This window comes from Mycoplasmopsis agassizii (assembly GCF_002276225.1).
GTDB classification, from domain to species: Bacteria; Bacillota_I; Bacilli_A; order Mycoplasmatales; family Metamycoplasmataceae; genus Mycoplasmopsis_B; species Mycoplasmopsis_B agassizii_A.
On sequence record NZ_NQNY01000001.1, the window covers coordinates 113,814 to 126,437 of the forward strand.

Annotated in this window: 10 protein-coding genes; 2 read left to right on the top strand and 8 right to left on the bottom strand. The window is 28.4% G+C overall.

Annotation, left to right across the window (positions count from 1 at the left end):
• Positions 1-237 precede the first annotated feature (237 nt).
• The 8 genes from CJJ23_RS00475 to rpmH form a co-directional block, all read right to left on the bottom strand.
• Positions 238-1,548: a hypothetical protein gene (locus CJJ23_RS00475; protein WP_095334462.1), complete on the bottom strand. Its 1,311-nt coding sequence runs from the start codon at positions 1,546-1,548 to the stop codon at positions 238-240.
• A complete protein-coding gene (locus CJJ23_RS00480; RefSeq protein ID WP_095334463.1) occupies positions 1,535-3,652 on the bottom strand; it encodes a S8 family serine peptidase in 2,118 nt (705 codons plus the stop codon). The genes CJJ23_RS00475 and CJJ23_RS00480 overlap by 14 nt, the downstream gene beginning before the upstream one ends.
• Before the next feature lie 589 nt (positions 3,653-4,241).
• A complete protein-coding gene (locus tag CJJ23_RS00485; protein WP_095334464.1) occupies positions 4,242-4,565 on the bottom strand; it encodes a hypothetical protein in 324 nt (107 codons plus the stop codon).
• A 133-nt stretch (positions 4,566-4,698) separates the two neighbouring features.
• A complete protein-coding gene (locus tag CJJ23_RS00490; protein WP_095334465.1) occupies positions 4,699-5,253 on the bottom strand; it encodes a hypothetical protein in 555 nt (184 codons plus the stop codon).
• Between the two features lie 458 nt (positions 5,254-5,711).
• Entirely contained in the window at positions 5,712-7,226 is a 1,515-nt protein-coding gene (locus tag CJJ23_RS00495) for a lipoprotein 17-related variable surface protein (protein ID WP_095334466.1), read from the bottom strand.
• Between the two features lie 296 nt (positions 7,227-7,522).
• Positions 7,523-9,541, bottom strand: coding sequence for a membrane protein insertase YidC (yidC, locus tag CJJ23_RS00500; RefSeq protein ID WP_095334467.1), 2,019 nt, complete (start codon positions 9,539-9,541; stop codon positions 7,523-7,525).
• Positions 9,528-9,857 (bottom strand): ribonuclease P protein component, encoded by a 330-nt coding sequence (gene rnpA, locus CJJ23_RS00505; RefSeq protein ID WP_084232835.1) that lies wholly within the window; start codon positions 9,855-9,857, stop codon positions 9,528-9,530. Before rnpA ends, yidC begins: the two co-directional genes overlap by 14 nt.
• 2 nt (positions 9,858-9,859) lie before the next feature.
• Entirely contained in the window at positions 9,860-10,006 is a 147-nt protein-coding gene (gene rpmH / locus CJJ23_RS00510; RefSeq protein WP_084232836.1) for a 50S ribosomal protein L34, read from the bottom strand.
• 153 nt (positions 10,007-10,159) lie between these two features.
• On the opposite strand from rpmH, the gene CJJ23_RS00515 reads away from it, so the two are divergent.
• Both CJJ23_RS00515 and CJJ23_RS00520 read left to right on the top strand, forming a co-directional pair.
• Positions 10,160-10,987, top strand: coding sequence for a Cof-type HAD-IIB family hydrolase (locus CJJ23_RS00515; RefSeq protein ID WP_095334468.1), 828 nt, complete (start codon positions 10,160-10,162; stop codon positions 10,985-10,987).
• Complete coding sequence (locus CJJ23_RS00520; RefSeq protein ID WP_095334469.1) at positions 10,980-12,149, top strand: amidohydrolase family protein; 1,170 nt, start codon at positions 10,980-10,982, stop codon at positions 12,147-12,149. The genes CJJ23_RS00515 and CJJ23_RS00520 overlap by 8 nt, the downstream gene beginning before the upstream one ends.
• The last annotated feature ends 475 nt before the right edge of the window (positions 12,150-12,624 follow it).

The window sequence follows — 12,624 nt, forward strand, 5'->3', positions numbered from 1 at the left end:
TTAATGTCGCAACCATATTATAGTATTTTGGAAAAAAATACTTATTTTTTAAAATTAGTATTAAATAATTAAAAAATAACATTTTAATAAAATAAATTAAAGAAAACCATCTTTTTTGTGTTTCTCTTATTTAGATTAAAATTGAACAACCATTAAAAACTCTTATATCTACTTTTAATAGAAATAAGAGTTTTATTTTGGGGCTTAGTTTGTTTACACAAATATATTCATTAACTACTATTTTCGATACTCATATATCTGAATTCTTGCCTTTTCGGTATCGGATAATTTACTTTTACTAATTGGTATAAAAAGTGTTGCATCTTCACTAGGAAAAGATAATTTTATAGGAATATTCTCGAACTTATTTAAACTGGAACTAAATACTAATTCTGGCTTTTTACTTGTTGCAATATCTGTTCTAACAAAGTTAGTAAATAAAATTATAGCAACTTCATTATTTTTAACCAATACATTATAATCATCTATGTAGGGTGAATTCTCTTCATGAATTAAAGATGTTCATAAAGAAACTGATGCAATTGCTAAGAAATTGTCCTTGAAAAATTTATCATCATAGTAAGAGATAACTTTATCGAATTCTCCAATGTTTTTTTGTTGATCTGGATTCATTTTTAAAAATGGAGATTTTGATTTTAATATTAAATTATCAAACTCAAGTTTTGATTTTAACAATTTACTTTTACCATAAAAACTAACATTGTCGTCTGTAATTTCCTTTTGTCAATCTTCATTATAGTAATGAAGATCTGTATTTAAATATGAATTAGCGTTAAACTCTCTTTTCCGTTTTAACACTTTAGTGTCTGTGTTTCATAACTTAAAAACACTATAATTTTCTTTGCTAGACAAACCGAATGTTTTATTTTCTAACTCATAGATGATAGGTGATTCATATCTAGAATTGTCCTGTTCCTCATCTTTCTTATAAATAATTTCAATATCTTTTAGGTTGTCTGTGTGCTTTACTAAAGAAATATCCATTAGATTCTCTATTTCTGTTTTTTCCATGAAAAAATCGTTGCTGTCGCTTTTTAACTTAGCTTTCTTGTGTCCACCATAATCAATTACTAGCGAATTTTTTTCAAATCATTTTGAAGTATAAACTTCTTCTAATTTTTTTATATGATATTTAAGACCGTCCATATTCACGGAATTGTCACTACGAAAGTGCTGCTTAGAAGTTAAATAGTCTGAATAATTTTTTTGTCAAGAGTTAGTTATTGATTTAAGTTTATCTACATTATTTACTAATTCAGTTTCTGTTGCTAGTTTTTTATCATTCTTATAATCAGCCTTAAGAAAATCATTATCATTTTTATTAAAATAACTAAAAAAGGAACTATTTAGTGCTGTATATTTAACAATTTTTTTGTTGGGTAAAATAACCTCATCCTTGCCAATATAAGGCGAAAAATCATACTTGCTCAAAATTGAACACGAAACAAAAATAGTAGAAAATGATGCTACAGATGTTAGAGTTATAACTATGAAAAATCTTTTTTTGTTTACACTAGTTGATCACATAAGTTAAAGCACCTTTGATACGTTCTTTAACTATTCCACTATTTGAGTTTACGTATTTTTCAACTATAATTCTATATTTACCATTTTTTGTGGCTTTAAATCTAATAAACTCAACATTGCTTTTCGAAGATCTAGATGATGCAACCTCTCTTCACAATCCATCATCTGAATCGTATCTTTCTAGCCTAAGATCTAAATCTAATGGTGTATATCAAGAACTACCATGTTCTTTTTTTAAAGTTTCAATTGATTTTCAATTTTCAATATCATCTTTTTTTCCGAAAGTATTAAGTGATGATTTATGTTCTCTAAGTTTGTCATCATATGTTTTTTTGGCTTGCTCTCATCTTTTTACATCTTCATCAAAAAGTGATTGTTTACCTGCTAGTACTAAATAACCAACAATTGGTATTCACTCTAAATAATGTCAATCTTTAATTCAATCAGGTTTTTTATCATAATCTTTTGGCTTGTCAGGTACCCCTTCATTATAATCAATATAACCAGCGTTATATAATCACGCAGTAGAAATATTTATATTATCATCTTTTGAAAGATAAAATTCGCTAGAGATATGCTGTCTGAAGTATTCGGTGTCTATAAAGCTAACATTATCAGCAGCTTTTTGCATTCTTTTATAGTTAACTAAACCAGCTCCAACCTCACTATTTAGACCATTATCTTTATCTTTGGAGTAACCTTTAATTTCTTCAGATCCTGCTGTAAGAATTGCTAAAATTGCTGCTGGTTTTTTTGCTAGTTTGTGGTTATGTCTTAAAAGAGTTGTAATCAACCCTGTAACTACGGGTGCAGCATAACTTGTACCTGAACCAGTAGATATTGCCAAATCTGTTTGAGTTCCTGGTTCTGTTGAAGCAAACATAAAGTGTTCTCCAGGTGCAACTACTAGTGGCTTAGTCAAAATGTTATCATCTGCAACCTTATACCCTGAAAAGTTGCTTCTTTTACTTCCATCTTGTGTTGTTGAACCAACCATAACAGAATTGTGAGAAAGAGCAAGCGAACTTATAGCCATATTTTCAGGATCTCTTTCATAATCTCCTGTTGAAAAAACACTTATGATTCCGTATTTTCTAGCAATAAAATCTAGATAATAAGATCTTTCACTGTATCCATAAAAATATGGATATTTTTTTGCTTTACTTAGTGAGACATCGTACGATCAACTATTTGTTATTACACCCACACCATTTTCAATCATCCAATCCATTTTTTCGATTCAAAGATTTAATGATTTATTTTCATCTTGTTCTTTTAAGTTTTCATAAGCGCTGTAGATATCAATATGATAATCATTAATACCATTAACACCTGTGATAATCGATGTTGTGTCGTCGGCATGTCTTTTAGAACTTGCTGCTTGTGAATTATCGCCAGAATCTGATTCATAATTATATACGATTTTAGGTATTCAACCATTTAGATTAGGATTACCTTTATGAAGATTGGTTCAAGCATCGTAAACGCCTAAGGTTGTGTTGTACCACATCTTATTGTTTTCATGATTATTATCTTCATCCATTTGCTCTGCAACTCCCACTCTTTCAAATATTTTTCTATTAAGACTAGATGTTTTTATTGATGTTGCATTTGTTTTAAATGAATTTTTTACAGGTTTTGCATCAAAATTAGAGGGAACTTCAAAAGATGTAACCTTTGCAACATTTTCACTGACTGCAAGTTTTATTAAGTTTAATTCAATGTTTTTTCTGTTTTTAAAATTTATTGCTATTAGTGGCGATGTTGAACTAGGTGTTACACTTGAAACATCAGTCAATAAACCTAAAACAGATTTAACGAAATGATCGTTTTCATTAGTATAATAATCTGTGATTTTGTGAATATCAAGGTTTTCAGTACTGTTTTCATCAAGATTTTTTTCCTTTAGTCTTACTAAAACTTCTAAAGGTTTGTCAATATTTTTTTCAGTATCCTCCTTGCTGTAACCAACTCTGTTAATTTTAAACAAAGTATCTAATACAAAGTTTTCGTTAACCAGTTTTTGATTAGCAGGTGCTAATGGTTGTAAGGGTACACTAACGATATTAGCATTATTCATTAGTGTAAATAATAATTTGTTCATATTTGTCCTTCTTTTTTTAATTATCGGGCTATATATGCCATATATACTTTAAAAAGTTAATAAATGGTAAAAGAAGATAATTATTAGTTTTGGTTTTTCTTTTTTCATATAGTCGTAATACGTAATAATGATACGCTTTTGTCTTTTTTTGCCAAAATATTTAAAAAATATTTTTTATTTTTAAAACTTTAAAATAAGTGATAACAGAAAAAAAATACCAAGCAAAAGCACTCGGTATTATTTTTTGAGACTGTTTTTGATTTAGTTTATATATTATAATCTACAGTTAAAGATACATTGATTCTAGAAGTATTAATGTTAGTAAATTTGTTTCAATTTATTGCCATAAATAATGTTGCCCCTCTATTTGGTCATATCAATGTTATAGGAATATTCTTGTGCTTTTCTAATCTTGAAGTAAATTTAACTTTTGACCTTTAATTTACATATTTACCAGTACTAACATAGCTGTATCAAAATAATTTTATGTCAACATTGTTTTTCAAAATATCAGCATTATAATCACTTACAAAGCGATACTCAGATTCTCATTTATAATGGTCAAGTCAATTTTCAACAGCTAAAAGGCTTAAGACATTATCTTTAAAAATTCACCATCAAAATATGTTAGAGCTTTGCCAAATTCTTCTATTGCTGAATTGTCTTCAGAATTAGATTTTAAATATGATTCCTTAGTTATCTTAATTAGGTTTTCTAATTCTTCTTTTGATTTGATGAATCCAGTAGCAACTGAGTTGCTTGCTATCCGTATTTCTTCATCGTCAAGGGTGCTTGATTTAGAATTAACCAAACTGTCATCAGGTAGGTTTCATCTTGTTCAACCATTACTATTGTATTTTGAAACATCTATATTTAAGAATGATCTTGCATTAATAACTCTTTCAGTTTTCAACACCTTTGAATCATCAAGTGAGTATTTTTTTACTGATTAATTGCCTAAACTTGTGAGGTTAAAATCTTTATTTTTCAATTCATAAATTACAGGGCTAATTGTACTAATATATTTCTTATCAGCATAAGTTATTTTAATTTCTTTTTTCATTATTAGCAACATTATCAGCATACTGAACAACCTCAATCTTGGCTAAATTTTTAATTTTTGTCTTTTCATTGAAAAAAGAGTAGTCACTTTTTTCTAAATTTGCATACCTAGTACCACCATAATCAATTACTAATGTATTATCTTTAAATCACTCTTTTGTATAAACAGTTTTTAGGTCTCTAGCCTCTTGCAATAATGTCCTTTCAGCAACTTCAAGATTACGTGAGACATTTTCAAGTGATCTTTCATATCTAGCATAATTATTAACTCAAGATTGTAATACAGTGTTTAATTCATCATCACTAGAAATTGCTTCGCTTCATTTATGATTCTTATTTCACTCCTTTAAGTACCTAAAAAATTTTTCATTGAGCGAAGTATATTTGATAACTTTTCTATTATAGGTTAAAACTTGATCCTTGCCGATATATGGAGAAGAATCATAACTACCTAATTCACAAGCCACATATATAAGTGGTAAAGTTGTTATTGATAAAATACCTGCTGTTAATAATATTGTTTTTTTATTTAATTTCATACTTCTACATTTCAATCATCGAATATATAATTATAAAATTAGTTTTTATAATTATATAACTATTAATAATTTAACTGTGTTAATCTTATTTACTAGACTAATAATTTATGAAAACTAAGCCAAGAAAAAATTTCCGAATCTGCAATTTTTTTGTATAATTTTATAGCCTAAATTTTGTATTAACTAATTTAGGCGTAGGTTCATGAATGAATAATAGCCTAAATTTTGTATTAACTAATTTAGGCTGTAGGAATTATTAGTAAAATCTTTTTATTACTCATAATTCCCCCTTTCTGCCTGTCATGGCGCCATTATTTAAACTCTTTCTAGTTTATCTGGAGAGGGTTTTTTATTACTTTTAGTTTAGCTAAATTTAGTTTCACTAGTAAAACCTACAAATTTCATTTAAAAAAAATAATTACGTGTTGAACGTAATTATTGTAGTTAATAAAGTTGTTTTAACTAGTTACTGTTGCGTTACCGATATTTTGAAAACCTTTTAGAATAATTAAAACATCCTTTTGTTTTGTTGTATCAGTATTATCAGTTTTTTGGATTTTAAATTTCAGTTCTAAATCAAAGTTATTATCAGCAACTTTGGTTAGTTTACTACTTAAAGAAGCAGTCACTAAACTATAACCATCCAATAAACCAGGTAAACCATTAAAACCACTAGCATTTTGTAAAGCTAATGTTAGATCATCCATTGTAGAAGTAGCTTTATCAGTTGCTACTACTTTTCATAAGTTATTAAATAACTCAGCGTTTGATTTACCTTGACTATCTAATGTCACCGATTGAAGAAGTGAAACTTTAGTATCTAAAGTTGTCTTAAAGCCACTTATAGTATAGTTGAAATGATGTGAATAACTAGGTGTAGAAACTCCTAAAATTATTTCTAAGGTTCCCTCAACATCATTAGCTGTTGCTCTTACTATTTCTCAATTAAAGGTTGAATCCATTTCTAAACCATCAGTGCTAAACTTGAAGTTTTTCTTCATTATAGCGAAGATATCTTTTAATTCTTCTTCTTTACCAGGCAGTGGTTTTAGCTGAATAGTTTGAATTGCTCGTGTTGGTATTAACTTTAATAGTTCAACATCTTTTAAAGCAAGTTTTTCATCTTTAAATTTAGCAACTACTGCATCAAATTTTGCCTTAGTATCTGCATCATCAGTAGGTGCTGTAAAATTAACTGTTGAACTATTATTAAAAGTAAAAGATATATCTTTTGTATCACTAACTATTGCTTCTTTTAGTTTAAAATTAACAATTAATTTGTTTTCCTTAACTTCAGCATTCAAAGTAGTGGCACTTTTATCATCTAAAGCAAAACTGAATTCTTTGAACCTATCAACGATATTTTTCTCAGATGAAACTTTTTCTAGTCAAGTTAAGAAATCTTGTAAAGTGGTTTTATACTTTTCAGTAATTACTAGTTTAGTGATTTCTTTTGCTAGTTCTTCAGTTAGTAACTTATCATCCATTTTAATGGTTTTTAAGAATTCTGATTGCTCTTCAATATTTCTTTTTAATCCTTTGATTATTACATGAACTTCTTTAGAAATTAAAAGAGTAGGTTCAACTGATTCATCTGCAAATACCGCTTCAAGAAAAACATTGATTATTCCGTTTTTATCATCAGCATCATAATGTTTTAAATTTAATTTTAGTGTGTTATCAAATTTAAGTGCTTTGCTTAATCTTATTTGACTTTTGAAATCTTCAAATGTTTTAAATGGTTGATCTTTAATAAATTTACTTGGCAAAATATTTTTTGCTTTTGGATCTCTCAAAGTTCCCCACAAACCTTGTTGGTGAAGTACTTTTGAATAAAAACTTTTCTTCAATGCAGGGTCAACAGTCTTACGCTTGGTAGCCATTGGACTACATGCAATCGCAGTAGTAATTGCAACAAAACTGGCTGCACCAAAAGTACTAAAGATTAAAAATCTTTTATTTAATTTTTTCATATTAATATCCTTTCAGACATTTTAGAAATTATCTTTCTAAAATGTTGTTATATCTCCTTGTGCATAGAATATAACTTTTCCAAAAAATGCCCAAAATTAAAAGTTATTTTGAAAAAATTTCAAACCATTTTTAACAAAAAGCATAATTTTCTTAATATTTTTTACTGAAATGTGATGTTTTTTCAAGTTTTGCTTTAGTTATGTTTAGGTGAAATCTATTTATTTAATTACTTCACAAGTCTTTAATGTCTGAAAAATGGCAATAAAAAATCACATCAACTGATGTGATTAATATATTATACTCTTCAACGTACAAAGCGTTCTTTCGATAAGTGATTCAAAATTCAACCTTTGTAAAATCTGGTCCGTTGAATGTAGAATACAAATAAGTGTTGTCCTATTGTTCAGATTGCTCCGATGATTCAATAAACTTGAACCCCTGCTTGCAGGATAACCGTGAAAATCAAGAACATAATCAAGACAATGTTTTGTGTCCTATTGGACTTTTTCAATTGCTGTTGTTCAAAAGCATTGGTTCTTTCCTTCAATCGTTTCCGCGCGAGCAGTCTTGGTAAAATTTGGGAGACGACTTGGAAAATAACGGCTAATAGAATAACGGCAATATATTGATATTGTTGCTGATTTAAGACAGCTTGATATGAAGTTGTCGCAAAGTTAATTCCTAGAATTTCATTAGCTTTAATTTGAGGAACAGATTGGATTGTTCTCCAAACAGCTAGGAAAATAGGTGTTGTGTAGAGAATTGAGATAAAGGTATCGGACTGATTAATTCCGGCTCTCTTATAAAGCTGTGAAACTTCTTGTCGTTTACGTTGTTGCATTACTTTATTGCTTTTATCGTATTGAGAATATTTAGCCTCAATTTTTGCTTTCTTAGCATTCAAGTCCATCATTCTTTGTGTACCAAAGATACCTCTATACGTTAAGAAGAATACAACTAAACGAGAAAGTAAAACAACTAAGATAATTGCTAGAACAACTCCCCAACCACTTTGTCCGATAGCACTAGTAATTGCAGCAGTTACTTGAGCAAAAGGATAGATTATTAGAGCGTAAAACGGTCCATATAATCATGCTTGTTCAAAAGTAACAATTGCTTCTGAAGTGCTTTCACCATAACCAAAGTTTCTATAAGATTGATTTGGTGATGTTAGATTAGTAGTAATTGTTGAGATACTTTGATTACCTAATGTAGAAGTATTTGCACTTGTAGCAATGTAACCTGCATCAATAACAACTTGATTAATACTTAATAAAGTATTGTAAGCAGCAGCCTGTGTAGGTGTTAAACCTACTCCTGAAAAAATAGTTGTATTATTAAGATCAGTTATATAGTTAGTTGGATTTGCAATAAATTCTAAGAATTGTTCTAGAGTCTGTGCATTTCCACTGACATCAACTATCTGACTAAAGACAGGTTTTGCTAAAGTTCATCTTCATAAAGTTTCTACAACATCACGATTATATTTAACTACAGCAGGAGTCTGGGAGTTTTGATCTAAAGTAACTCTTAATAAGTAAGGTCTTTCTAAAACATAAACAGGATTACCGTTTGCATCATTTGTAGGTGTTAAGGCATTTGCTCTTACAAGAGCATCTGGTGATTGTGAAATTGCATAGATGTTACTGTAACTATCATAGAGATTTGTTCATGAAGTGAATTCGTTATTAAAGAATAAGTAACGTTTAGTTCCATCTGCAGCTTCTCTATAGAAAACTGATGCTGTATTTTGGCTTTGGTTATCAGTCTTTACAGTTTGGAAGTTATTATTTGCATCCATTCAAATACTTGTATTAACTGAATTAAAGTTAGTTGTGTTTGTATTTGTTAAGCTAATTGCACTAGTAATATTTCCTAGACTTGCATAGTTTGCACCGTGATTTTTAGCTTGCGCTTCTAAATCAGAAATAACTGATTTATTAACAACTACATAGTTAACATGCGAATTAACAACAGCGTTAGCAATTGAATTTTCTGTATTAACAAGTGTTTGACCTGAAGAATTAGTTACTGTAGGTGAAACTTCAGAATCTGCTGTTGCATATAAAGTTGTATAAGGTGAAACGTTCTGGGTTGAATTATAGAATTCAAGCCCTTGTCCTGTTTGAGTAGTATTACGAATGACAAAAGACTGCACACAACCTGTTAGGGTCAGTCCAGCCAAAATTACATATAAAAGAATTTTGAAAACAAACAAAATTCTACGAATAATTGTTTTACGTTCTAATTTAGGATCATTATCTTTTTTTCCTTGGAAAAAATCATAATGTTTAGAACGATTATTTTTGTTCACTCAAAATCCTTTCTAGCATTGCTATTAACTCATGCTTTTTCTTTTCGTAAGATAGATTAAAGAAGTTTTTTCTAGTAATAATCACTAAAGTAAAATTTAAAGCCTGATAATTAAAGCCATCAAGAATTGATTTGATTACTCTTTTATTGTAATTACGATTTACTGCATTGGCGAATTTCTTGGGTACACTAATACCCACTTTAAACTCAGTTGCTTTTTTATAGTAAATAACTAGATTCTTATTATTAATCTGTGTTTTATTATCAATAATTTTTTGAAACTCTCAATTCTTTTTCAGGATGAAAGTTCTCTTCATTATTATTTATCTGAAACAGTTAGTTGTTTTCTTCCTTTGAAGCGACGTGCTTTTAGCACTTTACGCCCATTTTTTGTAGCCATACGAGCACGAAAACCGTGGGTTTTGGCGTGCTTGCGTTTTTTAGGTTGATATGTTCTTTTACTCATTTTGTTCTCCGTATTTGATTAAATAGTGGTTTGCCACATAATTTAAAATAATGCAAAATTGCATTTAAATATAGTTTTTATATTTTACAAATTTTTTTGAATTTTTTATTAAAAGTTTTAACAAAATTTGCCCTTCTTATTTATTATTTAAATATGTCTAAATACGCCTTTGTTTTCGATCTTGATGGGACATTATTAAGAAACGACAACACAATTCACCCACTCACCTTAAAAATTCTACAAAAACGTCACCAAAAAGGTGACATTCTAGCAATCGCTACAGGCAGGGGAATTAAAAAATGTCTAGATGTCATGCAAGAACTACCATTCTTAAACTATTTCTTTACAAGTAATTCTACAGTCATGAAGAATCTAGAAACTAATCAGATAATTGTCAACGGTAATCTAGAGCTAGATGCTTATGAATTTTTAAAAAACCTTGCTATCTCAGAAAACTTAATTATGCAGATGGATACTTTAGAAGATTCTTACATTCTTTATGATCCTAATAAGCACGCTCACTTAGTTGATCCTAATCGCTTAATGGATTTACAATCAGCAGTCTTAAGTACTTGAGAAAATGCTGATCAGGGCATCTATCAAAGAAAAGAAACAATTTTACAAATTGCTCTTCGTACTAACGAGTCAATTTCTGAAAAATACTTAAAAGCAGCTAAAGAAAATCTAGGTAGAAAATATGAAGTTGTTTTAACTAACAAGATTTTTGTAGATATTAACCCTAAAAATATCTCAAAAGCGATTGCTGTTGAATACATCAAAGAACACCACCCTGATGCAGAAATTTTTGCTTTTGGTGATAGCAGTAATGATTATAAAATGCTAGAAGCTGCAGATTTTGCAATTACTTTAGAAAATGCAACTGATGATTTAAAAGAAATAGCAAACGTTATTATCGGTGATAATAACACCGATTCAATCGCTACTTTTCTTCAGGGTTTAGATAAAGAGCAAGATGAATAAAAGAGTTCTTAAAAACATTTTGCTAGCTAATCATGATAGTGAAAAAATAGTAGATATCACTATTGTAGAGAACAAGATAGTAGAGATTACTAATTCAAAAACCAATGATTTTGAATTAGTAATGATGCCTCCTTTTATCGATGCACATACCCATGGTGGGTATGGTTTTTCTTTTGAAAATTTCTATGATCTAAATAACTATGAGCAATTAAAGAAAGACTATTTAGAGTATAGAAATAAGGTTTATCAAGAAGGGGTTGCTAGAATAGTTTTTTCAAGTGTAGTTGCTGATTTAAAGAGTTTAGAAAATTCTTTTATTAACTTTATGAAGCTAAGAAAAGATATTTCTGATCAATTTAATTTAGCATGACATTTTGAAGGTCCTTTTATCTCAAAAATTAAAAAAGGTGCTCATGATGAAAGTTTAATAATTCCTGCAGATTTTGATTTTCTCAACAAAATTAAAGAATTAAAACAGAATTTAAAGCTGGTTTTTACAATTGCTGCAGAAGATTCTAAAAACATGTCAGCAATTGTTAAATATAATAAAGACTTTATTTTTTCTTTAGGACACAGCACTATTAATGAAGAAACTGCTAAATTAGCAATTAAAAACGGAGCAAAAAAAGTTACTCATTTTTTCAACGCAATGAATGGTTATCACCATTCAACCAATAAGAGTCTTGTTAATTTAATTTTAGAAAATGAACATAATTCGCTAGGTAAAACTAATTTAGAAATAATTACAGATGGTATTCATATAGATGATTCAGTACTTCGTTTTATCTATAAAAATGTCAGCATAAATAACTTATCAATTGTTTCTGATTCACTTGTTGCTAAAGGTTTAGAAAACGGTAACTACGAACTAGGAACTTTAAAAGTTAAAAAAATAGATGGTGTTTTTTACCTAGGTGATTTATCTTCTTTAGCAGGTAGTGCTAATAAATATAATGACTTGCTTAGACATTTTAAAAAAGCAACAAATTGCTCATGAAGTGAACTAGTTAAACTGAGTTCTTATAATCAAAAAGATGTTTTTGACATTGATTTAAAAGATGTTCAAGTTACTGAAAATCAACTAAACAATTTTGTATTAGTTGATAAAGATCTCAATGTTAGTGAACTGTGAAGTAATGGTGAATTACTATATAAAAAGTAAATTATTTTTTAAACCTATTTTTAATTAAATAATAAGAATTTTAAAAGTAATTTACTTTATAAGAGATGTCAAAATTTATTTACTATTCGTATCTTTGAGTTCACCTAGAGAAATTTTTTTCCAGATTTTTTACTGTTACACTAAAAAAACCAAGATATTTTTTCTGGCTCTGGATCTTGTAAAAATTTTTTAATATTTGGTAATTAAGTTGATTAATCTCGAAAAAAATTCTGATTTATTCATATTTGGTTTATGAATAAAATTATCTGATAACTGATTTTTGCAAATTGAATACCTAAAAGCAATGACTACAAATATATTGTAATAAACTTTCAATTAGAGAGTTTATTTTTTTAAAACCTTCATTTTAAGGAGTCTTTTAGTGCTTTTTAAAGGCCAAATTCTTCATAAATTATTATAGGTTAAAGAAAAGAATGTCTTTAGAATTTCTAGAGACTTTTTTATCTTCGAAAAT